The 24,401-nt window shown below is 43.0% G+C and carries 23 protein-coding genes; all 23 read left to right on the top strand.

What is annotated here, in order from left to right:
* The first annotated feature begins 2 nt into the window (after positions 1-2).
* The 23 genes from AB5627_RS02165 (at position 3) to AB5627_RS02055 (ending at position 24,367) form a co-directional block, all read left to right on the top strand.
* Entirely contained in the window at positions 3-1,781 is a 1,779-nt protein-coding gene (locus tag AB5627_RS02165; RefSeq protein ID WP_333634983.1) for an ABC transporter ATP-binding protein, read from the top strand.
* A gap of 220 nt (positions 1,782-2,001) precedes the next feature.
* Positions 2,002-3,276: a diaminopimelate decarboxylase gene (locus tag AB5627_RS02160; protein WP_022287279.1), complete on the top strand. Its 1,275-nt coding sequence runs from the start codon at positions 2,002-2,004 to the stop codon at positions 3,274-3,276.
* A gap of 197 nt (positions 3,277-3,473) precedes the next feature.
* A complete protein-coding gene (gene gatC / locus AB5627_RS02155; protein WP_038671608.1) occupies positions 3,474-3,752 on the top strand; it encodes an Asp-tRNA(Asn)/Glu-tRNA(Gln) amidotransferase subunit GatC in 279 nt (92 codons plus the stop codon).
* A 40-nt stretch (positions 3,753-3,792) separates the two neighbouring features.
* Positions 3,793-5,226, top strand: a complete 1,434-nt coding sequence (gatA, locus tag AB5627_RS02150) for an Asp-tRNA(Asn)/Glu-tRNA(Gln) amidotransferase subunit GatA (RefSeq protein WP_117856442.1) — start codon at positions 3,793-3,795, stop codon at positions 5,224-5,226.
* Positions 5,227-5,240: 14 nt separating this feature from the next.
* Positions 5,241-8,114, top strand: a complete 2,874-nt coding sequence (gene gatB, locus AB5627_RS02145; RefSeq protein WP_022287276.1) for an Asp-tRNA(Asn)/Glu-tRNA(Gln) amidotransferase subunit GatB — start codon at positions 5,241-5,243, stop codon at positions 8,112-8,114.
* Between the two features lie 130 nt (positions 8,115-8,244).
* Entirely contained in the window at positions 8,245-9,492 is a 1,248-nt protein-coding gene (locus AB5627_RS02140) for a glycoside hydrolase family 10 protein (protein WP_368369645.1), read from the top strand.
* 204 nt (positions 9,493-9,696) lie between these two features.
* Complete coding sequence (locus AB5627_RS02135) at positions 9,697-10,530, top strand: sulfide/dihydroorotate dehydrogenase-like FAD/NAD-binding protein (protein WP_022287274.1); 834 nt, start codon at positions 9,697-9,699, stop codon at positions 10,528-10,530.
* Entirely contained in the window at positions 10,530-11,915 is a 1,386-nt protein-coding gene (gene gltA / locus AB5627_RS02130) for an NADPH-dependent glutamate synthase (RefSeq protein ID WP_038671613.1), read from the top strand. Before AB5627_RS02135 ends, gltA begins: the two co-directional genes overlap by 1 nt.
* Positions 11,916-12,009: 94 nt before the next feature.
* The gene (gene yajC, locus AB5627_RS02125; RefSeq protein ID WP_022287272.1) at positions 12,010-12,342 is read left to right on the top strand and encodes a preprotein translocase subunit YajC; all 333 of its coding nucleotides are present in this window, start codon (positions 12,010-12,012) and stop codon (positions 12,340-12,342) included.
* A gap of 108 nt (positions 12,343-12,450) precedes the next feature.
* The gene (locus AB5627_RS02120) at positions 12,451-12,855 is read left to right on the top strand and encodes a TIGR04086 family membrane protein (RefSeq protein WP_022287271.1); all 405 of its coding nucleotides are present in this window, start codon (positions 12,451-12,453) and stop codon (positions 12,853-12,855) included.
* A gap of 98 nt (positions 12,856-12,953) precedes the next feature.
* Positions 12,954-13,097 (top strand): six-cysteine ranthipeptide SCIFF, encoded by a 144-nt coding sequence (scfA, locus tag AB5627_RS02115; protein ID WP_013498654.1) that lies wholly within the window; start codon positions 12,954-12,956, stop codon positions 13,095-13,097.
* Between the two features lie 118 nt (positions 13,098-13,215).
* The gene (scfB, locus tag AB5627_RS02110) at positions 13,216-14,589 is read left to right on the top strand and encodes a thioether cross-link-forming SCIFF peptide maturase (RefSeq protein ID WP_022287270.1); all 1,374 of its coding nucleotides are present in this window, start codon (positions 13,216-13,218) and stop codon (positions 14,587-14,589) included.
* Positions 14,590-14,985: 396 nt separating this feature from the next.
* Positions 14,986-15,999 (top strand): hypothetical protein, encoded by a 1,014-nt coding sequence (locus AB5627_RS02105; protein ID WP_337399290.1) that lies wholly within the window; start codon positions 14,986-14,988, stop codon positions 15,997-15,999.
* Between the two features lie 164 nt (positions 16,000-16,163).
* On the top strand, positions 16,164-16,910 hold the full coding sequence (locus AB5627_RS02100; protein WP_337399288.1) for an EAL domain-containing protein: 747 nt from the start codon (positions 16,164-16,166) through the stop codon (positions 16,908-16,910).
* Between the two features lie 18 nt (positions 16,911-16,928).
* Positions 16,929-17,663, top strand: coding sequence for a hypothetical protein (locus AB5627_RS02095; RefSeq protein WP_207732694.1), 735 nt, complete (start codon positions 16,929-16,931; stop codon positions 17,661-17,663).
* 44 nt (positions 17,664-17,707) lie between these two features.
* Entirely contained in the window at positions 17,708-18,367 is a 660-nt protein-coding gene (locus AB5627_RS02090; RefSeq protein WP_278644863.1) for a signal peptidase I, read from the top strand.
* Between the two features lie 21 nt (positions 18,368-18,388).
* Entirely contained in the window at positions 18,389-19,672 is a 1,284-nt protein-coding gene (locus tag AB5627_RS02085) for a hypothetical protein (RefSeq protein WP_333634979.1), read from the top strand.
* 33 nt (positions 19,673-19,705) lie between these two features.
* Positions 19,706-19,957, top strand: a complete 252-nt coding sequence (locus AB5627_RS02080) for a hypothetical protein (protein ID WP_022286673.1) — start codon at positions 19,706-19,708, stop codon at positions 19,955-19,957.
* A 36-nt stretch (positions 19,958-19,993) separates the two neighbouring features.
* A complete protein-coding gene (locus tag AB5627_RS02075; RefSeq protein WP_265290451.1) occupies positions 19,994-22,027 on the top strand; it encodes a DUF2357 domain-containing protein in 2,034 nt (677 codons plus the stop codon).
* A gap of 54 nt (positions 22,028-22,081) precedes the next feature.
* Complete coding sequence (locus tag AB5627_RS02070) at positions 22,082-22,732, top strand: signal peptidase I (protein ID WP_022286675.1); 651 nt, start codon at positions 22,082-22,084, stop codon at positions 22,730-22,732.
* On the top strand, positions 22,704-23,156 hold the full coding sequence (locus AB5627_RS02065; RefSeq protein ID WP_022286676.1) for a hypothetical protein: 453 nt from the start codon (positions 22,704-22,706) through the stop codon (positions 23,154-23,156). The genes AB5627_RS02070 and AB5627_RS02065 overlap by 29 nt, the downstream gene beginning before the upstream one ends.
* A gap of 18 nt (positions 23,157-23,174) precedes the next feature.
* Positions 23,175-23,402 (top strand): hypothetical protein, encoded by a 228-nt coding sequence (locus AB5627_RS02060; protein WP_022286677.1) that lies wholly within the window; start codon positions 23,175-23,177, stop codon positions 23,400-23,402.
* A gap of 14 nt (positions 23,403-23,416) precedes the next feature.
* Positions 23,417-24,367, top strand: a complete 951-nt coding sequence (locus AB5627_RS02055) for a hypothetical protein (protein WP_022286678.1) — start codon at positions 23,417-23,419, stop codon at positions 24,365-24,367.
* The last annotated feature ends 34 nt before the right edge of the window (positions 24,368-24,401 follow it).

Below are 24,401 nucleotides of genomic sequence, written 5' to 3'. Positions count from 1 at the left end.
CAATGAGAAAATACGAAAAGTCTAGTAAGGGCGAAATGGCGTCCGCTATGAAAAAAATAATAGAGTATATGAAAGGCAGTGTAGGTATCGTTGCCGTGGCATTGGTTCTTGCGGCGCTTGGTGCGGTGCTGACTATTATAGGGCCTGACAAGGTGGGCGAGATAACCGACCTTATAGCAGACGGACTTATGACAGGCATTGACCTTAAAGCGGTGGCAAGGGTAGGAATTTTCCTTGGAGCGATATATATTTCAAGCTCGCTTTTTACCTTTATTCAGCAGTATATAATGGCGACAGTCACCCTGAAAATGTCATACAGAATGAGAAGCGACCTTTCAAGAAAGATAAACTGCGTTCCACAGAAGTATTTCAACTCACATTCACAGGGTGATATACTCAGCCGTATCACAAATGATGTATCAACTTTACAACAGGGTCTTACAAACAGTCTTCCGACCATAATCAGTGCAGCGGCACAGTTTGTGGGCTGTCTTATAATGATGTTCGTTACAGAATGGCGACTTGCACTCATCTCACTGTTCATCACATTTTTGGGACTTTTCCTGATAGTTTTCATAATGTCAAAGTCACAGAAATTCTTCCTTGACAGACAGGAAAGCCTTGGTAAGCTCAACGGCTATGTTGAGGAGATGTATTCAGGTCACGAGGTAGTAAGGATATCCCGTGGAGCAGATAATGTAAAGGAACATTTTGGTGGACTTAACGAGGCGGTATACAACGCAAACTGGAAGTCACAGTTTCTTTCAGGCATGATGCAGCCGCTTATGAACGTTATCGGAAATATTGCATACGTTGCAGTATGCGTGTTCGGCTCAGTGCTTGCACTTAACGGCACTATAAAGTTCGGCGTTATAATCTCATTTATACTTTATGTAAGACTTTTCACATCTCCTCTTGGTCAGATAGCTCAGGGCATGACAAATATGCAGACAGCTTCCGCCTCGGCTCAGAGAATATTTGACTTTATCGAAAGCGAGGAACTTTCAGACGAGAGCGACAAGAGCAGTGAAGTCCCTGAGGTAAAGGGCAATGTAAGCTTTGAAAATGTTCGTTTCAGCTATCCTGATACTCCTGACAAGGTGATAATAAAGAACTTCTCCGCAGAGGTAAAGGCAGGTCAGAAGGTGGCTATCGTCGGACCTACCGGTGCAGGTAAGACCACAATGGTAAATCTGCTTATGAGATTTTTCGAGATAAATAGTGGAAGTATCTCCATAGACGGCACGCCTATATCACAGCTCAGCCGTGAAACGGTGCACAATATGTTCAGCATGGTTTTGCAGGACACATGGCTTTTTGAGGGCACTGTAAGAGAAAACCTTGTTTACAACATGGAGGGCATAAGCGACGAGTCCCTTGAAAGAGTGTGCAAAGCCTGCGGTCTGGATAAGTTCGTTCACACTCTGCCAAATGGCTTTGATACAGTGCTTTCTGAAAGCGTGGCTATATCAGCAGGACAGAAACAGCTTCTCACTATCGCAAGGGCAATGCTCCAGAATGCGCCTATGCTCATACTTGATGAAGCAACATCTTCTGTCGATACGAGAACGGAGCTTCTTATCCAAAGGGCAATGGATAAGCTCACAAAGGGCAGAACGAGCTTTGTTATCGCACACAGACTTTCGACTATCAAAAACGCAGACCTGATACTTGTTATGCGTGACGGCGACGTTATCGAAAGCGGAAACCATGAAACTCTTATGGCAAAGGGCGGATTTTATGCCGAACTTTATAACAGCCAGTTTGATCAGGCTTCATAAAGCAGGCTTTTATATGCAAAGCACACGGCTTTTACGACTGTGTGCTTTGTGCTTTTTTTACTAAAATGGGTGTGACAGTGGTGTGGCTGTATTGAAAAATGACAATAAAGTGTATTTTATTTCTTAAAATCAGATATTTCACTTGACTAATCCGTATTAAAATGGTATGATAAATATGTATTTTTATAAAATATATTATTTGCAGAAGGATTGATATATAATGAAAACACCATTTATAACCAAGGAAAAGGCTGAGGAGATAATCAAGCAGTATCCTACGCCTTTTCATATCTACGACGAAAAGGGTATCAGACAGAGAGCCAGAGATCTTTACAAGGCATTTAGCTGGAACAAAGGCTTCAAAGAGTATTTCGCTGTAAAGGCTACTCCTAACCCATTCATTTTGAAAATACTCAAGGAAGAGGGCTGCGGCGTTGACTGTTCTTCTCTTACTGAGCTTATGATGAGCGACTGCTGCGGATTCAGCGGAAGCGACATTATGTTTTCTTCAAACGTAACTCCAAAGGCGGATTTTCTCAAGGCAAGAGAGCTTGGCGCTTATATCAACCTTGACGATTTCACTCACATAGATTATCTTGACGACCTTTGCGGTATTCCTGAAACTATCTGCTGCCGTTTCAATCCGGGCGGACATTTCGAGATAGAAACTCAGATAATGGACAACCCTGGTGAGGCTAAGTACGGCTTCACAAGAGAGCAGCTTTTTGAGGGCTTCAAGATACTTCAGCAGAAAGGCGCAAAGCATTTCGGACTTCACGCTTTCCTTGCTTCAAACACTGTTTCAAACGCTTATTATCCAAAGCTTGCAAGAATACTTTTCGAGCTTGCTGTTGAACTTCATGAAAAGACGGGTGCAGACATCAAGTTCGTAAACCTTTCAGGCGGTGTTGGCATAGCATATGAGCCTGACAAGCCACAGAACGATATCTTCGCTATCGGCGAGGGCGTTCGCAAGGCATTTGAGGATATAATGGTTCCTGCTGGTCTTGGGGACGTTGCTATCTTCACAGAGCTTGGCAGATATATGCTCGCTCCGTTTGGTCATCTCGTTGCTACCTGCACACATCATAAGCATACTTATAAGGAGTATGTTGGACTTGATGCTTGTGCCTGCAACCTTATGCGTCCTGCTATGTACGGTTCATATCATCACATTACAGTTCTTGGCAAGGAGAATGCTCCGTGCGACCACAAGTATGACGTGACTGGCGGTCTTTGCGAGAACAACGATAAGTTTGCGATCGACAGAATGTTGCCTGAGATAGACACAGGCGACATCATCGTTATCCACGACACAGGCGCACACGGCTTCTCAATGGGTTATAACTACAACGGAAAGCTCCGTTCAGCAGAGATACTTCTCCACGAGGACGGCTCTTTCGATATGATAAGACGTGCCGAAACTCCTGCTGACTATTTCGCAACATTTGATTTCACTGATATTTTCGATAAATATACAAAGAATAATAAGTAATGACGCTTAGATCCACAGGGAATTTCTCTGTGGGTCTTGCTGTTTTTGGGCGTTTGGTGAGCAAATATTAAAAAAATCGGAATTTATGTGATTTTTGCTTGCAAAATAGTATGAGATGTAGTATAATATTAAATTGAATTGGTGTATTTTTGCACCTAAGGCGTTGCCTTAATATTAAGAAAGGTCAGGGATTATATATGGATTTGAACATGGTCAAGTATCTGGCAGAGCTTAGCAAGCTGGAATATTCCGATAAAGAGCTTGCAGCCACAGCCGAGCAGATGACTGATATTATTGATCTTATGGATACCGTAAAGGAAATCGACATTACCTATGACGATCTCAAGGACAATCATGATGTTTACCTCAACGATCTGAGAAAAGACGAGGTCATCGAATCTATGCCTACTTCAAAGGTCCTTTCAAATGCAGTGAATACAAACAACTGCTTTGTAGTGCCTAAGGTCGTAGAGTAAATTTAACAGGAAGGTAGTGTGAAATTTGGACGTTTCTTCAATGAAAATCCGTGATATGCGTAAGGCTCTTGACAGTAAGGAAATTTCCGCTAAAGAGCTTGCACAGACATATTTTGAGAGAATAAAGAAATATGACGATAAGGTAAAGAGCTTTATCACTGTTACAGAAGAAAAGGCTCTGGAGCAGGCTGAAAAGGCTCAGGGCGTTATCGATAAGGGCGAAGCAAAGGCTCTCACAGGAATACCTGTGGCAGTAAAGGACAATATTTGTACAGAGGGCGTAAAGACCACCTGTGCGTCAAAAATGCTTGAAAACTTTGTTCCGCCTTATAATGCGACCGTTATGGAAAAGCTCGACGCTGAGAATATCGTAATGCTCGGCAAGACTTCTATGGACGAGTTCGCAATGGGAGGTTCTACACAGACCTCCGCTTTTGCAAAGACAAAGAATCCTTATGATCTTGACCGTGTACCTGGCGGCTCATCCGGCGGATCTGCTGCGGCTGTCGCTGCGGGACTTGCTCCTGTTGCTCTTGGTACTGATACAGGCGGATCTATCAGACAGCCTGCTGCTTTTTGCGGCGTAACAGGTATCAAGCCAACATACAGCAGAGTTTCAAGATTTGGTCTTGTGGCTTTCGCATCATCTCTTGACCAGATAGGCTCTATCGGTCTTGACGCTCATGACTGCGCTATCCTTCTTAACGAGATATGCGGCTATGACTTCCATGACGGCACAAGCTCAAAGCTTGAAGTGCCTGACTTCACCGCAAAGATAGGCGAGTCAATGAAGGGCATGAAGATAGCACTCCCTAAGGAGTTCTATGCAGAGGGCATCAATGATGAGGTAAAGGCTGCCGTTTTAAAGGCTGCTGAGGAATATAAGGCAATGGGCGCTGAGCTTATCGAGTGTTCTATGCCGTCGCTTAAGTATGCTGTTCCTTGTTATTATCTTCTTGCCTGCGCTGAGGCGGCTTCAAACCTGTCAAGATATGACGGTATCAAGTATGGTCACAGAACGCTCACAGCCGACAGCTATGAGGAGCTTATAATCAAGTCACGTTCAGAGGGCTTCGGCGAGGAAGTAAAGAGAAGAATACTTCTTGGAAACTACTGCCTGTCAAGCGGATATTATGACGCTTATTATAGAAAAGCAATGGCTCTCAGACAGCTTATAAGAAAAGAATACAACGATATATTCGAGAAGTGCGACGTTATTCTTACGCCGACAACTCCTGCTGTTGCATACAGCCCTGAGATGACTTCCGACCCTGTTCAGATGTATCAGGCTGATATATGCACAGTTACAGTAAATATTGCAGGTCTGCCTGCAATATCAACTCCTTGCGGCTATGACAGCAAGGGTATGCCTATCGGTATGTCTGTTATAGGCAGAAAGTTCGACGAGGCAACTATCATCAAGACTGCCGACGCATATGAAAAGGGCTTCAAGCCTGTTGCGCCAAAGCTTTAAGGGAGGTAAGACAAATGGAAAAATGGAGAACGGTCATCGGCCTTGAGATCCACGCCGAGCTGCTTACCAAAACTAAGATCTTTTGTAACTGCTCCGCTGAGTTCGGAGGTGCGCCAAATACAAGATGCTGTCCTGTATGTACAGGTATGCCTGGTACTCTGCCTATCATCAATCAGCAGGCTGTAGAGTATGCTGTAAAGGCAGGATATGCGCTCAACTGCGGCATCAATAAGTTTTCAGTATTCGACAGAAAGAACTACTTCTATCCTGACCTGCCAAAGGCATATCAGATATCACAGCTTTACAGACCTATCGTAGGTCCTGGATATGTGCCTATCGAGGTGAACGGTCAGAAGAAGAACATCAGAATAAACCATATCCACCTTGAGGAAGACGCCGGTAAGCTCGTTCATGACGCTTTCAACGGAATCTCAATGGCTGACTATAACAGATGCGGTATCCCGCTTATCGAGATAGTTACTGAGCCTGATATAGCTTCAGCAGAAGAAGCAATGGCTTTCGTTGAGCAGATATCTCTGCTTTTACAGTATGCAGGCGTTTGCGACTGTAAAATGGAGCAGGGCTCACTGAGATGTGACGTTAATATCTCTCTTATGCGTCCTGACGCTACTGAGTTCGGCACTCGTGCGGAGATAAAGAACATCAACTCTATCAAGTCTGTTGGCAGAGCTATCAAGTATGAGGAAAAAAGACAGGCGCTTCTTCTTGAAGCAGGCAAAAAGGTCGTTCAGGAAACAAGACGTTACAACGCAAACAGAGATAAGACAACTTCAATGCGTACAAAGGAAAACGCTAACGATTATCGTTATTTCCCAGAGCCTGATATTCTTCAGGTAAACCTTACAGACGCTCAGCTTGATGAGATAAAGGCTAAGCTGCCTGAAATGCCAAGCAGCAGATTCAAGAGATACACTGAGGAATACGGTATTTCTGAGATAGACGCAAAAACGCTTATCCAAACAAAGATAATCTCAGATTTCTTTGAGAATGCACTTAAGAGATATAACAATCCTAAGAGCGTGGCTGTGTTCATTCTCGGCGAGTTTATGAGAAGAGTAAATCTGGGCGAGATAGATATAAACAATATCAGCTTCACACCTGAGGAGTTCGCTGAGCTTGTTGAAATGGCTGATACAGAGAAGGTATCAAAGAACGACGCTAAGACCGTGTTCAGAGCAATGGTAGAAGAGGGCGGCAAGCCTATGGACATTGCAAAGAGCAAGGGTATGATAATCACTGTAGATACTGCAAAGGTTGAGGCAGGCGTTGACGAGATACTCGCTGCAAATGCCGCACAGGTAGAGCAGTATAAGAACGGTGAAACAAAGGTATTCGGCTTTATCATGGGTCAGTGTACAAAGGCTCTCAAGGGCGTTGCTACACCTAAGATAATCAAGGAAATTCTTGAAAGCAAGCTGAAAGCTGCCGCTGCAAGCGTTGCTTCTGACGCAGAGAAGAAAGAGGACGTAAAGGACAACGTTATCGACACTTCAAAGCTCACGAAGTATGAGAACGCTGATAAGTATGTACCTGAAAATGACGGCAAAATGCTTATGATAGATACGGCTGACGTCAAGAAAGAGTTTATGCTTGCTGACGCTAAGGCTAACATGGGCAAGGAAGTTGAGTTCTCAGGCTGTGTTCATAGAATAAAGAACATGGGCAGCATTGCGTTTATCGTTGTAAGAACCTCAAGAGATGTTATACAGACAGTTTACTCTGCCGACAACTGCAAGGATTCTATAGAGGGTCTGAGAGAGGGCTTCTTTGTAAACGTAAAGGGTATCGTCAAGGAAAACCCTAAGGATTTCAATGGTCTTGAAATAGAGCTTAATTCTATCAAGCTTATCTCCACAAACGCCGCTGAACTGCCTTTGAAGATATCACAGGGCAGACTTAACTGCACAATAGAAGTAAATCTTGACAACCGTGCCGCATCGCTGAGAAACCCTTATGAGAGAGCTATATTCAAGCTCCAGGAGGGTCTTGTTCAGGGTATGCACAAGTTCATGCAGGCAAACAACTTCACTGAGATACACTCGCCAAAGATTGTTGCTCAGGGTGCTGAGGGCGGCGCTAACATTTTCCGCCTTGACTATTTCGGCAAGTCTGCGTTCCTTAACCAGTCACCGCAGTTCTATAAGCAAATGGCTGTGGCATTCTTTGACAGAGTTTATGAGATAGCACCTGTTTACAGAGCTGAAAAGCACGCTACTTCACGTCATATCAACGAGTATATCGGTCTTGATTTTGAAATGGGCTATATCGACAGTATGTATGACGTTATGAAAATGGAGATCGCAATGCTCAAGTCCATTTTCGAGTATATCAAGGAGAACTATCAGAACGAGTTGAAGATACTTGACGCTGATGTTCCTGAGATAAAGGAAGTTCCGTCTATCAAGTTCGCTGACGCTATCGAACTGCTGAGAGGCGGCGAGGGAAGCGGCAAGAAGTTCGACCTTGACCCGGAGGACGAGGTAAACCTCGGCAAGTATGCCAAGGAAAAGTACGATTCAGACTTTATCTTTGTTACACACTTCCCATCATCGAAGCCTCCGTTCTATGCAATGAACTCCAGAGAAGACCCAAGAGAAGCATACAAGTTTGATCTGTTGTTCAGAGGACTTGAAATTACTTCGGGCGGTCAGAGAATACACGATTATAACGAGCAGGTAGAGAAGATGAAGGCTCAGGGACTTGACCCTGCTGACTTCAAGAACTATCTTGAGGCTCACAAGTATGGTCTGCCACCTCACGGTGGACTTGGTATCGGTCTTGAAAGACTTCTCATGAAGCTTCTTAACAAGAACAACATCAGGGAAACATCACTGTTCCCAAGAGATATCAACAGACTTCTTCCATAGTCTGCAAATATGTTTACCAAGAACGGACGGTTTTTCTGTCCGTTCTTTTTTTTCTTTTGAATACTGATTGAATATTTGTCCAATAAGAATAGTATAATTCATTGATGACTTATTCGGAGGACTGATATTCTTGAAAAAAATTCTTACTTTACTTATTTGTTTTTTGACCCTTTGCTCTTGCGGAGGTGAGGTAAATTCTCAGAGGGACAGGCTTGTGACTATGGAAAAAGCATCGGTGATACCTGTGTGCGGAGAGAAAAACTACACTGATGTGGAAACGTCACACAAGCTTAATTATACTGTGCAGAAAGCTATATGGATATCCTATATTGACCTTGCTGATATGCTCACCGGGAAAAGTGCCGAGGAGTTTCGTGTGAATTTTTCTCAGGCGTGCGACAACGCTTTGAGTATAGGTTGTAATACGCTGTATGTTCACGTCAGACCTTTTGGCGATGCTATATATGATTCGGAACTTTATCCTGCATCAAGATATATAACAGGCGTGGCAGGTGAGCAGGGAGGCTTTGACCCACTTGAAGTCATGATACAGACCGCACATGATAAGGGGCTTTCTTTTCACGCATGGATAAACCCTCTCAGGTGTGAGAATGAGGAGTGTTTCCAGACTTATGACAGAAGCTTTCTTCTGAAAAAGTGGTATGATGAGGGTGACGGCTACCTGGAACGGGTTGAGGGCGACAGCCATTTGTGGCTCGATCCTGCTTATGATGAGGTAAGACAGCTTATAGCAGAGGGTGCAGCGGAGCTTGCGGAAAATTATGATATTGACGGCTTGCACTTCGACGATTATTTTTATCCCACAACGGCTGAGAACTTTGACGCACAGTGCTTTGCGGCTCAGACGGAGTTTGACGATCTGGCAAAATGGCGGCTGAACAATATCTCCCTTATGGTGGGGGAGATATATAGTGCGGTAAAAGCAGTGGATAAGGATATCCTCGTGGGAGTTTCACCTCAGGGAAATATGGAGAATAACTATGAGTATATGTACGCTGATGTGAAAAAGTGGTGCAGCGAGGAGGGGTATGTAGACTATATCTGTCCGCAGATATACTTCGGTTATGAAAATTCTGTGAAACCTTATGAGGATACCCTACAGCAGTGGGCTGATATCTGCACAACTGATGTTACGCTGGTGGCAGGTCTGGGAGTATATAAGATAGACAGCGAGAGTGAATTTTCTGAAAATATCGGCATTATCGGCAGGCAGATAAATGACGCTGTAGTTAGTTATAACTACGCAGGAGCGGCGGTCTACGGCTATGCAAGCTTGTTTGGTGGCAGTGATAGAGGTGTTCAGGAGCAGGAGTGTATCGAAATTGCTTTTGATAAACTTAATACATCTGTAAAATGATATGTGATATATAAATTATGGTATGTTAAATGTAAACAAATTGTGATATATTATTATAAAATTTATGGAAGTAAACAAAAAACTATTGAAATTTCTTTTTAAATATAGTATAATGTTATATGCTGTAAGGCGATAATAGAAAATGTTTTTGTATTATTTGCCTAAAACAATATTATTTTGCTAATTATTCAGGGAGGGATTTTAGTGTACAAAATCGTAACAAGAAGACAGCTCAACGACGCTGTTGTTCTTATGGAGATCGACGCACCTTACATTGCCGCTAAGGCTGAGGCTGGTCAGTTCATCATCTACAGAGTTGATGAGAAGGGCGAGCGTGTTCCGCTTACTATCGCTGACTATGATAGAGAAAAGGGCACGATCACAATTATTTTCCAGGTAGTAGGTGCATCTACAACTGAGCTTGCAAGACTTAATGAGGGCGACTATATCCATGACGTTGTTGGTCCTCTCGGCGTTGCTACAGAGTATGACGAGGGTATCAAGAGAGTTGCAGTAGTAGGCGGAGGCGTTGGTTGTGCTATCGCTTATCCACAGGCTAAGAAGCTCCATAACATGGGCGTTGAAGTTGATCTTATCGCAGGCTTCAGAAGCAAGGATATCGTTATCCTCGAGGACGAAATGGGCAAGGCTTCTTCACATCTTCATATCTGTACAGACGACGGTTCATACGGCTATCACGGATTTGTTACAAACAAGCTTCAGGAGCTTATTGACGGTGGTGCTAAGTTTGACGAGGTTATCGCTATCGGACCAGTTCCAATGATGAAGTTCGTTTGCAAGGTAACAAAGCCTTATGATATCAAGACTCTCGTTTCACTCAACCCTATCATGATCGACGGCACAGGAATGTGCGGCGGATGTCGTGTAACTGTTGACGGCAAGATCAAGTATGCTTGCGTTGACGGTCCTGACTTTGACGGTCAGAAGGTAGATTTCGACGAGCTTATGAGAAGAAACTCAACTTATAAGGAGCAGGAAAAGGCTCACTTGTGCAGACTTACTGGAGGTGTAAGATAATGGCTAATATGAGTTTGACAAAGACTCCTATCGCAGAGCAGGAGCCAAAGGTAAGAGCTAGAAACTTCAAGGAAGTTACTTTGGGTTACACCCCTGAGCAGGCTATAGAAGAAGCTCAGAGATGTCTTAACTGCAAGCACAAGCCTTGTATGACAGGATGTCCTGTAAGCGTTAGGATTCCTGAGTTTATCGCAAAGGTAGCAGAGGGCAAGTTTGAAGAAGCTTATGCTATCATCAAAACAACAAATGCTCTGCCGGCTGTTTGCGGACGTGTATGTCCACAGGAGCATCAGTGTGAGGGCAAGTGCGTAAGAGGTATCAAGGGTGAGCCTGTTGGTATAGGCAGACTTGAGAGATTCTGTGCAGACTATATGATGGACAAGGCAGTTGCAGTTGAAAAGGCTGAGCCAAACGGTCATAAGGTAGCTGTTGTCGGCGGTGGTCCTTCAAGCCTTACAGTTGCAGGCGACCTTGCTAAGCTTGGTTATGACGTAACTATCTATGAGGCATTCCATACAGCAGGCGGCGTTCTTATGTATGGTATCCCTGAGTTCAGACTTCCAAAGGCTATCGTTCAGCACGAGATAGACAATCTGACAAACATGGGCGTACATATCATGACAAACATGGTTATCGGCAGAGTTCTTTCTATCGACGAGCTTATGGGCATGGGCTATGAGGCTGTATTCGTAGGCTCAGGCGCAGGTCTTCCAAGATTCATGGGTATCGAGGGCGAAGGTCTTGTAGGCGTTTACTCTGCTAACGAGTACCTTACAAGAATCAACCTTATGAAGGCATACAAGGACGATTATGAGACTCCTATCATGAAGTCTAAGAACGTAGCTGTAGTAGGTGGCGGTAACGTTGCTATGGACGCTGCTCGTTCTGCAATGAGACTTGGTGCTGAGCACGTTTATATCGTATACAGACGTTCAATGGACGAGCTTCCTGCAAGAAAGGAAGAAGTTCATCACGCTCAGGAAGAGGGCATCGAGTTCCTCGTTCTTAACAACCCAGTTAAGATAGTTGGCGACGAGAACGGTCATGTAAACGGCATGGAGTGCATCAAAATGGAGCTGGGCGAGCCTGACGCAAGCGGCAGAAGACGTCCTATCCCTATCGAGGGTTCAAACTTCATTCTTGACGTTGATACAGCTATCATGTCTATCGGTACATCACCTAACCCACTTATCAGAAGTACAACTCCTGGTCTTGAAACAAACGATCACGGCTGCCTTATCGTTGACGAGAACGAGTCAACAACTAAGGAAGGCGTTTACGCAGGCGGTGACGCTGTTACAGGCGCTGCTACTGTTATCCTCGCTATGGGTGCAGGCAAAAAGGCTGCCGCTGCTATCGACGAGTATATCAAGAACAAGAAATAATTTCTTGTAAATGAAAATTATTTGTTAAAAGGCTTGAAGTTTGTGCAAATATCTGATATACTAATATAGTATTATTAGATTTGGAGGTCTTTTGATGAATTTGTCAGCAATTATTTCAGTTTTGGCAGCTGAGCAGAGTTCACCTGCATCACTTGCCATGACTTTTATCCCACTGGTACTCATAATCGTGTTCTTCTATTTCTTTATTATCCGTCCGCAGAAAAAGCAGGATAAGAAAGACGCTGAGATGAGAGATAACCTTGAGATAGGTGACGAGGTCGTTACAAACGGCGGAATCGTTGGTATCGTGTTCTCTATCAAGGACGACACTGTTGTTATCGAAACAGGCGGAGACAGAAGCAAGATCCGTGTTAAAAAGTGGGCTATCGCTAAGAATGAAACAATTCATGACGGTGACGCAAAGTAAATATCGCTTTTAAGGGACGGGTAGTTTTATCCGTCCCTTTTTGTGTTCTTATTGTCTGTGGCTTTGAATATAATTTTCCTAGGGAATTTTGTATGCGGGGGTGCGGATATGAAAAATAACAGGTTTTTTGGGGGCAGAAAGCTGTCTGTGCTGTCATCAACGGCGTTGTCTGCCTGCGTGGGGTGCGGTGCGATATTTGTTGCTGTGCTTGCTTTTGCGTATGTTATCACTAAGATAGATGCCACCGATCTTATGCTGTCGGTGATGTCAACAGCGGCACTTGGTATCGGGGCGTATGCAGGGGGATATGTCTGCGGAAAAAGGCAACGTAGAAACGGTCTGCTGTCAGGTGTGCTGTGCGGAGTGTTCATTTTTCTTATCATTGTCATTCTCAGTGCACTGTTTTCAAAAGCTGCTGAAAGCTTTTCCGTGCCTGCAAAGCTTGTGCTTACCCTTGTGTGTGCAGGCGTAGGCGGAGTTGTAGGGGTAAATTCTAAAAGCAGCCGTTTTTGATAAGGATAAATATTTATACTGCATTAACTATTCGTTCATAAAACATAGTGAGATATGTGGTATAATTAGTGTAAATCAATTATTGGAGGTAAAATCCTATGAAACATATCAAGACGATCAATAAGGCTAATCTCAAGAAGACTGCTGCTAAGGGTGGCTGCGGCAAGTGTCAGGCATCATGTCAGTCAGCTTGCAAGACCTCCTGCACAGTTGCTAACCAGAAGTGCGAGAGAGAGGCTTAATATTCCGATCTTTCTGAGGCGTGCGAGCGTACACACGCCTTGCTAAAGGGACATTTTTATGTCCCTTTATTTTTGTATAAATTTGTATATGAATATAAATGCGAAAGGTGATTTTTAAATGATACACAAGTTTAAGCTTGGCGGCTTTAATGCACTGCTTGACGTGAACAGTGGCGGAGTACATATTATAGACGATCTGACATATGATTTGTTAGACAATGTTGAGCCGCCTTTTGAGGAGAAATGTCCTGAGGACGTTGTAAGAAAGCTGTCAAAGATGTATGACAGCAAGGATATCGAGGATTGTTATGAGGAGATAGTTTCTCTTTACAATGACAAGATATTGTTCAGCGAGGACGATTACGAGAAGTATGCCCTGTCTGCTGTGGCTTCACCTATCAAGGCGATGTGTCTGCATATCGCTCACGACTGTAACCTGAGATGTAAATATTGTTTTGCTTCAACAGGCGATTTCGGTCAGGGCAGAATGCTCATGGATTATGAAACAGGCAAGCGTGCTATAGATTTTCTTATAGAGCGTTCAGGAGACAGAAAATTTCTTGAGGTGGACTTCTTCGGCGGTGAGCCGTCACTGAATTTCGGTACGGTAGAAAAGCTTGTTGAGTATGCACGTTCACAGGAGGAGCCTCACAATAAAAAGTTCAGATTTACTGTTACCACAAACGGTGTACACCTCACTGACGAGATGATAGACTTCATCAACAAGGAAATGTACAACGTTGTTCTGTCTATCGACGGAAGAAAAGAAGTCAATGACAGAATGAGAGTGCGTGTTGACGGTTCAGGAAGCTATGACAGGATTATCCCTAACTTCAAGAAGCTTGTTGAGAAACGTCCTAAGAACAAGGATTGGTATGTAAGAGGCACTTACACAAAGTATAATCTTGACTTCTCAAATGATGTAATGCACCTTTATGATCTGGGATTCGACCAGATATCCGTTGAGCCTGTTATGGCTGACCCTAGCGAGCCTTATGCTATCACTGAGGCTGACCTGCCGAGGATCTTCAAGGAGTATGAGATACTTTCTGAGAAGATACAGAAGATAAGGGACGAGGGCAAGTTCATAAACTTCTTCCATTTTATGATAGACCTCGATCAGGGTCCTTGTGCGATAAAGAGACTTAGGGGCTGTGGAAGCGGAAACGAGTATGTTTCTGTTACTCCTGACGGCGATATTTACCCATGTCATCAGTTCGTTGGTATCACCGAGTTCAAAATGGGCAATCTCTATGACGGCACATTTAACGAGGAAATGAAAGATATGTTTGCTCACGCACACGTTTACAACAAGCCAGAGTGCAAAAAGTGCTGGGCAAAGTTCTATTGCAGTGGCGGTTGCAATGCAAACAACTACATTTACGCAGGTGATATCCACAATGCGCACAAGCTGTCATGTCAGATACAGAAGAAGCGTCTTGAATGTGCTATCATGATGAAGGCAGTTAAAATGCTCGACAGCGCAGAATGAATATAAATATTTTGTAAATTTCACGCATGGTAACTTTTATGTACATATATAAACTTAATATGTACAAAAACGTTTGAAGTTTAACAAAAAAATTTATTGAATAATCGGTTTAAAAAGCACGGAATAACAAATGACGTTATTCCGTGCTTTCTGCTGTTATTGCATAGTATGATCATGTCGAAAAACAGCAAAATGTGTCTGTCATATTAATAAGTATTAAGATAAATATAATGTATACTAAGCTGGTAGCTTATTGACAAAGCGGGTCGAATTTAGCATAATATTGACATAAACAAAAGGTGCTTGGCGGTCATGTTACCGCAAATCGGCTATAACGAGCGCCCTCTGTATCGGACAGGATAAACCGACAAATTATTATGAAAAGGACGAAGAGATATGAAAACTAATGAAAAGAAGAATACTTCTGCTAAGAAGAAACTTATACCTGCAGTTGCAATGCTCACAACTTCCGCTGTAATGCTTTCTACTGCTACTTATGCTTGGTTTACGATGAGCAGAGAAGTTGAAGTAACAGGCATTAAGCTTACTGCTACAACTCCACAGACTATTGAAGTTTCACTTGGAAGGGCTACAACACAGGCTACTATAGATAATACTACTTGGGCTACTGCTCCTAAAAATGATGCTGCTGATACAGACCTCTGGTCAAACAAGGCTGCTACAAGCTCTGTATATGCAAGCTTTGGTAAGCTTATCCCTGCTTCATCAACGGACGGAACAAATCTCTATTATACAACAAAAGCTAAGGAGAATGGTAAGTCTGTTGATATAACAGGTGCGAATGCTTTTACACAAGCTACTGAAAATAACAATGCTGGTTGGACATTCCAAACTGCTGGAGCTTCTTCTGAAACAGAAAGCAATCTTACTGCAGATACAAAAGGTGAGGGTTACTATCTAGATATCCCTGTTTGGTTTAGAACTACAAATGTTGAAGATGTAAAGCTTGGTGTTGATGTTACTGTTGAAGACCCTAATAAGGATAATGATGACACTAAGGGTGACTTGTATAAAGCAACTCGTGTGGCTATATTGAATGAGGATAGAAGTGCTGCTAATGGTGGAGTTTTCCTTGGCGCAGAAACTGATGTAGACACAGGATATTATAAGAAAAAGGCTGTTAAAGCTAACACTGGTACAAGTGAAAATGAATATTATGGTGCAGTTACCACTGCCACAGAAGTAATTGAAAGTAATGGAAAGGTCACAAATACTGCTACTGAGGTTGCTACTGTAAAAGGTGTTGGTACTGGAAAAACTGGTTATGGTACGCCTACAAAGTATTATATCAGAGTTTGGCTCGAGGGCGAAGATGTAAACTGCTGGAATGCTAATGCAGGTCAGAGCTTCACTGTAGATCTTAAATTCTATGACTTGAGCAACAAGTAAAATTTATTACATAACAAAAAAGACGCCGAAGAAATTCGGCGTTTTTTGGTAAATGGGCATAAAAAATAATTTTCCATATTTGGGGAGATTCCCCAACTTTTCTTTGCTTTTTGTCGAAAATATGCTATAATAATATATTGGAACAGGAAAGGAAGTGACCTGCTTTGAACGGTAATTCAACAGTTGACGGCGTTCGTGCTGTGGAGCTTTTCTATAGACCTATAAAAAATACCGACAGTGGCAGGGTTACTTTTTTGCAGTCGCAAACAAGGCTCAATTCACCTGCTATGGGTACGCTCATGCCTGCGGATTATCTCCCTGTGGCTCAGCTTTCCGACCGATGTGTTAGCATTTTCAAGCTTGCTTTAGTTCAGCTCTTGCAGGCTTTGGGCAAGTTTCACGAAAGGGAAGTTGACGTTGATTGGGCAAGCGTGTTCATGCCTGCAAGATTTTTAAGGCAGACGGAAGCTCCGAGAGTTGTGGCAGATTATTGCGATAAGTTTGGCGTGAAGTTTGAGCGTGTCTGCTTTGAGTTGTCGCCTGATGTGCTTGATGAAGCTGACAGCACAGCGGCAGATAACGTGGCTCTTATGAGAAGACAGGGCTTTCATTTTCTGCTTACAGGCTTCGGCACTGAGGGCTTTAAAATGCTTAAGACCGCTGAGTTCAAGGTAGATAATATCATGCTTGACGGCTCAGTGGCTCAGGTTCTTGGTAAGAGCGACAGGTATGATACCTGCGTGAACTCTCTGCTGAATTTCGTTTTTGACCTTAATGCTGAGGTCATAGCTGACGGCATTACTGATGATAAGCAGGTGAAACAGCTCAGCGGTATGCAGTGCCTTTACTATTCGGGAGAAAATGCAGGAAAATATATTGCGGAAAGATACGTTCGCAATAGAAATGAGTAATAAACGGGTGATACGGTTTTGGACGGTAAAAATATAGATAAAAATACAAGAGTAGTCGATACCCTTGCACTTCGCAGGACCGCCAAGGAAGCTAAACGCTATGTGGTATTGATGAGATTGCTTAAAATTCTTGCCATTATACTTATCGCTATCGTGGCGGCGGCTTATGCGGTGTCTTATTTTTACGACAAGTATGGTAGCTTTACAGTTAAGATAAGTAAGTATGATATGATAAATCAGGGGCTTACTCTTTCGGAAACTCCTGACTATACCACGAGCAATTCAAGGCTCAATGCGGATATCCTCTATGATATGACAAATATCAGTGGCGAAGATCTCCCTGATAATATCGACAAGATAAACGGCAGCCATAATGGCGAGGGGTATATAGCTTATACTTTCTATCTCATAAATTCCGGTAAAGACACACTTAGCTATGACAGCGAAATGACTATCGAGAACGTCACGAACGGTGTTGATGAAGCTATCAGAGTGGAGCTTTTCGTGAATGGCGAGAAAACCGTTTATGGTAAAACAAAGTCTGACGGCAGCGGTAAGGAAAGCGATTGCGACAAGGAGTTCGCCTCCTCTACTGAGGTCATGAAGGATCGACGTGAAAAGCTTGGTCCTGGTGAGAAAGACAAGTATACAGTGGTCATATGGCTTGAGGGAAATGACCCTGATTGTGTTGACAAAATAATCGGTGGCACAATGAAGCTTGGTATGAATTTCAAGATCGTTGAAACAACTTAAAAAATTAGAAGGGAGGAAGCCTCGGGTTTCCGAGGTTTTGAATTATGAAAAAAGCTTTGAAGATCGTTTTTAATGTTATCGCATGGGTGGTGCTTATCTTTGCACTGCTTATAACAATTCTCGTGTTCTCGTCTGATAAGAATAATGGTACGGCAAGTCTGCTGGGATATGTCCCGCTCACAGTTGAATCTGACTCAATGAAGCCAACTTTCAAAAAAGGCGACCTTATTATCTCAAAGGAAATAGACGATATCAATTCTCTGAAAAAGGGCGACGTTATCACTTTCTGGACTCTTATAGAGGGCAAAAAAGAGAAGAATACCCACCGTATCGCAGAGGTACTCAATGATAACGGCTCTGTAGGCTTTATCACACGAGGCGATGCTAATAACGTAGATGATACATACACTGTTTATGCAGGTGATATAATCGGTCAGTGGAACGGTGCAAAAATAGGCGGTTTCGGCAAGGTAATGGATTTTCTCAGAACAAAAACGGGATTTTTCATTTGCATACTTTTGCCGATAGCACTGTTTTTCCTCTTTGAGCTTTATAAGCTTATCGCAACCATAATCGAAATAAAGCGTCCTGCTATCACAGAGAGCGATGAGGAAGAAATAAAAAGACGTGCAGTTGAGGAATACCTTGCACAGCAGAAGAAAAAAGAAGAGGAAAATGCACAGCAGGAGAAAAATGACAAATAACTGCTGCTTGGGTGATACATTATGAATGGATTTCTGAAATGGTTTTTTGTTTTCATGTCGTCAATGCTTGCAGGCTTTGGACAGATCTTCAAGGGCCTGTGGAACGGCATAAAACAGATCTTCAATATAAAAAACTACATAAGGATATTCAAGACCTACTCGGCAGACTTTGGTGCGCTGGGCTGGGTACTTTCTGTGCTTGCAATTATCGTTGTTGTGGCTATCTTTGTGCTTATTATTTTTATGATAGTGCTTGCTGTGAGAAAGTACATAAGATTCAGACACTCTATCGTCAGCAACGAGGATCTTATCGAAGAAATATCTGACCTGCAGCGTCAGGTGGTCAAAATGACCAAGGAAAAAGATGAGATCATGGCAATGAAGGTGGCTCAGCTTGGCGTATATGATAACACCGCTCTTGCAGAGGGTGAAACAAAGCTTGCAGAGGGCGAGCAGATGCCTGCACAGGGCGAAGTTCAAACCACTGTGGACGGCGTTGTTCAGACAGCAGATTGCCGTTTTTCAAAGCTTATCGAGGTGGACAATTTCTACAAGACATACGAGCCGCCTGCTTACAATAATGACATCACCCTTAGCGGTATCTGCGAAGCATACAGAAACTTTGCCTGCTCAAGAATGCACCTTTATTATGACATAAAAACTATCCGACTTTTCATTGCAGGCATGGCTTCAACAAAGCTCATTATCCTGCAAGGTATCTCTGGTACAGGTAAAACATCATTGCCATATTCATTCGGTAAGTTCTTGCAGAAAGATACTACTATTGCTTCTGTTCAGCCGTCATGGCGTGACAGAACTGAGCTTTTTGGCTACTTCAACGAGTTCACGAAGAACTTTAATGAAACAGAAGTCCTCAAAAGAATTTATTCTTCTGAATACAATGACGATGTAAACTTCATACTCCTCGACGAGATGAACATTGCGAGAGTAGAATATTACTTTGCAGAAATGCTCTCGATTCTTGAAATGCCTGATCCTGCCGAGTGGGAGCTTGATCTTGTTCCTAATGTGTGGAGCACCGACCCTGTTCGCCTGGATAAGGGCAAGCTGCGTATTCCGCAGAACATTTGGTATATCGGTACTGCCAACAACGACGATTCCACGTTCACTATCTCAGATAAGGTATACGACCGTGCACAGCCTATCAATCTTGACGCAAAGGGAGTTGCCTTTGACGCACCTGACACGCCGCCTATGAATTTAAGCTTTGAACATCTTGACACACTCTTCAAGGAAGCTTTTCAAATGTATCCTGTTTCACAGGACAGTCTGAAAAAGATCTAGCAGCTTGACCTGTGGGTAATTGAAAAGCTGAGAGTGGCTTTCGGTAACCGTATACTTAAACAGATGAACTTGTTTGTTCCTGTATATGTTGCCTGCGGCGGAGAGGAACTTGACGGCATTGACTATGTGCTTGCCACAAAGATATTCAGAAAATTTGAGTCGCTTAACTTGGCAATGCTAAGAGAAGAGCTGAAAGAGCTTTGCACATATATGCTGAAGCTTTTTGGCAGAAACACTATGAAAGAATCTATAGCATATCTTGAAAGATTGCAAAAACTGTACTAAAATTTGTACTCATAAACTTTGAGAGGAGGGACGGGCATGAGCGAATACAACGAACAGCGTGCAGCTTTTGACAAAGCTGTAAAGACGTTTGACGGCAATAACAGCTTTGCGGCAGCCCGTGCCTTGCTTCTTTCGGGCGAAAAAACTGTATCTTTTAATCGTAAGATAATCGAGAAGAATATAGATTCGTCCTGGCTCACAGAGATAGAAAAAGCTCTGCCACATCTTGATACGGTAATAAGAAATCCCAGAAACACCATTAAAGAAGTGGAAGAGATCGTGCCTATCGCTATGTCAAGGAAGATAACGGTAGAGTCCATAAAACATCTAGGACAGCACACCGATCTTATTCAGGATATCGACAAAAAGACCGGAAAGATAACTCCGTCAAAGATACTCAACATTCATAAAGAGGAAACTCTCGATACATATGAAAATAGATTTGTAAATACCCTTATCGACAGGCTATACATTTTTATAAATATAAGATACAATAAGCTTGTCCAGACCGCAGAGGCGCAGGAGGCTTATTCTTTTAATTACGATACCGTGGCTGACAGCGGCGACGGCAGAAAGGTCAACATTAGTTTTAAGATAGAAACTGTTGACAGTCTTGTCGGCGGCAGCAATGATACTGACGTTTGGGCAAGGCTTGAAAGGGTCAAAAAGGCTATCGAGGGCTATAAAGGCTCAGTGCTTTGTACCACTCTTGGCAACGCTTTTATCAGACCGCCTGTTATGAGAACAAACGCTATCACTAAAAATGTGGACCTTATGGCGTGTCTTACCCTTTGGCAGTTTATCGAAAGCTACGATAAGGCAGGCTACGAGGTCAACGTTTCTGATACTGCACAAAGACCTGATGATTCTTATATCGAGGATATATATGGTCTGACCGCAATGAACTATATGCTTTTCCGCTCCTATACCCATGGGGCAGACAAGTCGGAGGAGCTTAAAACCATAAAAAACAAGACCCTCGCACCAAAGGTTGTCAGGCGTTTTGATAAGCAGACATCTGATAAATATGATGTCATAGTTGGCGAGGGTGAACAAAGTAGTGCAAGTAAGACAGATATGGGTATGACTGCTGAAGAGGCAGGAAACCTTACGGCTGCAGAAGCTGAAAGAAAGCGTGCCGAGCAGGAGGAACTGGAGCGTCAGCGGCGTGAGGAAGAAGAGCGCATAAGGCTGGAGCATGAGGAAGCTGAACGCAGAAGATTGGAGCTTATCCAAAAACAGCAGGCGGAGCAGGCTGCAAGAGAAAAGGCGGAGCGTGAGGAACGTGAACGCCGTGAAAAAGAGGAAGAGATCAAGCATATCGCAAGACGCAAAAGGCAAATGGAGGAGCGCCAACGCCGTGAAGAGGAGCAGCGTGTCCGTGAGGAAAGAGCTAGGATCCGAGAGGAGAAAAAGCTCGTCCGCAGCAGCCTTGGATCTGCTATGGATCAGCAGATCAGCACGAATGAAGAAGCCGTGTCTTCAAGCTTTGTGTCAGAGTATGAGTCCCCTGAGATCGCTGCAAAAAAGGCGAAAGAAGCACAACAGCAGCGTGAGCAGGAACGTCGTGAGCGTGAACGTGCTGAGCGTCTTAAAGCTGAACGTGAAAGCTTTGAAAATAAAAATATCAATGAGATATTTAAAGAATATTCCAAAAATCCATATTACATGGCAAAACGTGGCATAACATATGTTCTGGCTCACGCATTTGGGATCATACCTGTTGTGACGGATAATCCAGACTATATCAGAATGTTCAAAGTCAAGAAGGAAAAAGAACTGGCTGAGGCAGAGAGAAAACGTGCAGAGCGTGAAATTGAGATCATCTATGAAAAATATGCTCCGTATCTTAAATATGATGTAAAGAGGCGTATCAAAAACAGGCAGTTTAAAAAGAGAAAACGTCTTGAGCGAAAGAACAGACCGCCAAGACCATATATTCCGCCACAGCGCACCGCTGAGGAGCAGAAAGCTATCGACACTGAAATGAAACGACTCTATAAGGAGTATCATGTTTCAGCAGTTGGCAGAATGGCAAGGCATTTGAAAGAGAAATATAGGAAACAATAACACGGAGGGAGAGTCGTTATCATCGGCAAGGCGTTGAGGATAGTAAAAATAGCTTTGACAATACTTGGCTCTGCCGTGTTTGCGGCACTGCTGAGTGTGACGGTGTACATAATGGTCTGTGGCTGTATCGGCAAAACAGCAAGCATTTTTGGTTACAGCGTACTGAAGGTCGTGAGCGGAAGTATGGAGCCGTCTATACATGAGGGCGACTATATTTACATCAAAAGGACAGATACTGACAGCTTAAAGGCAGGGGATATCATTTCGTTCTACTCTCAAGATGATAGTATTAAAGGCGAGATAAATACTCACAGGATATCTGAGGTTTTGAGCGACGGCACTTTTGTTACTAAAGGCGATGCTAACAAAATAGAGGACAGCGTGACGGTGCAAAAAGTCAGCATTATTGGAAAATACTATGGGAAACTCAGATTTTTCAAGTGGCTTGGTTCATTTGCATCAACAAAGAAGCTCCTCATACTGTTTGTGATAATCCCAACAGTTTGCATGGCGGTGTATGAGGTAAAAACTATCGCTGAGATAAAAATATATTCAAACCGTGAGGAAGCTTTGAAAGCGGCTGAGGAAGAAAAGGAAAAGCTTATGCGCGAGGCTGTTGAAAAGGAAGTTCAGCGGCTGAAAATGCAGGAAAACGAGAAAAAGGAGGCGAACAGCTTTGAATCAGGAAAAGATAATGAAGGCTAAAATGATAACGGCTATCGTTATTTGTATTGCGGCACTTGCAGGGCTGTTCGTTTTTATCGGCCTTTATATGGACAAGTCCGAGGAAGTCAGAAAGACTTACATTGCTAAGTATATGGAAAATCTGTCTGCCGCCTCTGAGGAGATAGACACTTATCTTGAAAGCGGCAAGGATCTTCCAACGAGATATAACATGATACTTTCGGCCATGGGTGCGGCAAGGTCGCTGGTATTTCTTATCGACGATTACACTGATGAGCAGAAGGCTATAAATGAGCTTCATTATTGCTTTGTGAAGTATCCCGAACAAATGCAGGGCAAACTTGAGGACGTAAAAAAAGCACTTGACCATATCACCGAAGATCTTGACAAAGGCTATAGGGAAGTCAACGAGATAGTTGATTCGGTTGATAAAATGGGAAATTAATGCAAGGAGGACAATAACGTGAGCAGTAAAGGGCAGCTTAAAAGAGAAATAAAGAAATGCAGACTTACTATTGAGGAAATAGAGCGTAAGAGATCACGTTCACAATCAGCACTTGTTCAGGCAATTCTTTTGCAGGAAGAGCCTAACGAAATGGACGTTGAGTGGTTCAACAAATACACAGGCGAGATAACCGCTTGCAGAAACCACATGATAGAATTGCAGAAAGAGCTTGACTCGATGAAATAATGGAGGTCGCCAAAGTGGCTGAGCATAAAGTGATAGAGAAAGCAGACAGCGAGGAAGAAAAGAAGAAACGCAAACTGCTTATTATAAAAATAATACCAGTTGCAGTACTGGCATTTATACTTATTGCGGTCAGCTTGGCTTGGTTTACCATTGATAAAGCCCTTGATCTTGATTCATTTGGAATGAAAAGCGTAGATTCGCCATTTGAACTGAAAACAGTAGGCAGTGCCAATGTGCTTAAAGCTGAGATACTTGACAGCAATGACTACTCTAAGGTGTCTGATGGGAGCAACATCACTTCTGACGAGAACAACAAGATCTACTGGCTTCTTGATGAAGAAAGCGGTATGACGAAAGGTATTAATCCTGGTAGTCATGGAAAGCTTACTTTTTATGTTGTCCCGAACCAGTCGGGGGAAATGGAGATACAGTTCAAGTTGAGTATCACGGGGTATGCAGAGAATAAAAACGAAGACGCTGTTTCTTATGAAAAGATTACTGAAGAAGAAGTAACTAGATTTATGAATGGACATATCATGTTTTTTGAGAAATATGATGAGAACAATCACACATATTCCGATTTTCTTCATGATGAAACATTCACAAGGACGCTTAAAGATTGTAAAGTAGGCGTTCCGCAGGAAGTGAACGTATATTGGGTGTGGCCGAACACGCTTGGTCAGATACTAATGAAAAGCACAGATGAAAATCTGACAGAGAAAAATGTGCTGTTTGATGATGACAGTAAAGAACGTTTGAATTTTGCGGAATATATGAAGGGTAATTTAAGCTTGTTCTTGTCAGGTGATGCTGATAAAGAACAAAATAAAAAGGCTATTGAGAATATACTTAATGGTGATAAATACAGCACAGCACAGTTATCATCACTAAGCTCCATGTATAATGACGCTGACGAAAAGATAGGTACAAAGGTGCAATATATCCTTGTTGAACTAAACGTATAGATAAGAATATTAACTTTGCACGGAGGCAGTTGAA

The sequence above is a fragment of the Ruminococcus sp. RTP21198st1_G1_RTP21198_201120 genome, from assembly GCF_040924265.1.
GTDB lineage: Bacteria > Bacillota > Clostridia > Oscillospirales > Ruminococcaceae > Hominimerdicola > Hominimerdicola aceti.
This window is presented reverse-complemented; position numbering and strand designations above follow the sequence as displayed.

What these genes read in the sequence shown, in the direction of transcription:
- AB5627_RS02165 (WP_333634983.1), top strand. Translation starts at nt 3, where the DNA reads ATGAGAAAATACGAAAAGTCTAGTAAGGGCGAAATGGCGTCCGCTATG.
- AB5627_RS02160 (WP_022287279.1), top strand. Translation starts at nt 2,002, where the DNA reads ATGAAAACACCATTTATAACCAAGGAAAAGGCTGAGGAGATAATCAAG.
- gatC (WP_038671608.1), top strand. Translation starts at nt 3,474, where the DNA reads ATGGATTTGAACATGGTCAAGTATCTGGCAGAGCTTAGCAAGCTGGAA.
- gatA (WP_117856442.1), top strand. Translation starts at nt 3,793, where the DNA reads ATGAAAATCCGTGATATGCGTAAGGCTCTTGACAGTAAGGAAATTTCC.
- gatB (WP_022287276.1), top strand. Translation starts at nt 5,241, where the DNA reads ATGGAAAAATGGAGAACGGTCATCGGCCTTGAGATCCACGCCGAGCTG.
- gltA (WP_038671613.1), top strand. Translation starts at nt 10,530, where the DNA reads ATGGCTAATATGAGTTTGACAAAGACTCCTATCGCAGAGCAGGAGCCA.
- yajC (WP_022287272.1), top strand. Translation starts at nt 12,010, where the DNA reads ATGAATTTGTCAGCAATTATTTCAGTTTTGGCAGCTGAGCAGAGTTCA.
- AB5627_RS02120 (WP_022287271.1), top strand. Translation starts at nt 12,451, where the DNA reads ATGAAAAATAACAGGTTTTTTGGGGGCAGAAAGCTGTCTGTGCTGTCA.
- scfA (WP_013498654.1), top strand. Translation starts at nt 12,954, where the DNA reads ATGAAACATATCAAGACGATCAATAAGGCTAATCTCAAGAAGACTGCT.
- scfB (WP_022287270.1), top strand. Translation starts at nt 13,216, where the DNA reads ATGATACACAAGTTTAAGCTTGGCGGCTTTAATGCACTGCTTGACGTG.
- AB5627_RS02105 (WP_337399290.1), top strand. Translation starts at nt 14,986, where the DNA reads ATGAAAACTAATGAAAAGAAGAATACTTCTGCTAAGAAGAAACTTATA.
- AB5627_RS02090 (WP_278644863.1), top strand. Translation starts at nt 17,708, where the DNA reads ATGAAAAAAGCTTTGAAGATCGTTTTTAATGTTATCGCATGGGTGGTG.
- AB5627_RS02085 (WP_333634979.1), top strand. Translation starts at nt 18,389, where the DNA reads ATGAATGGATTTCTGAAATGGTTTTTTGTTTTCATGTCGTCAATGCTT.
- AB5627_RS02075 (WP_265290451.1), top strand. Translation starts at nt 19,994, where the DNA reads ATGAGCGAATACAACGAACAGCGTGCAGCTTTTGACAAAGCTGTAAAG.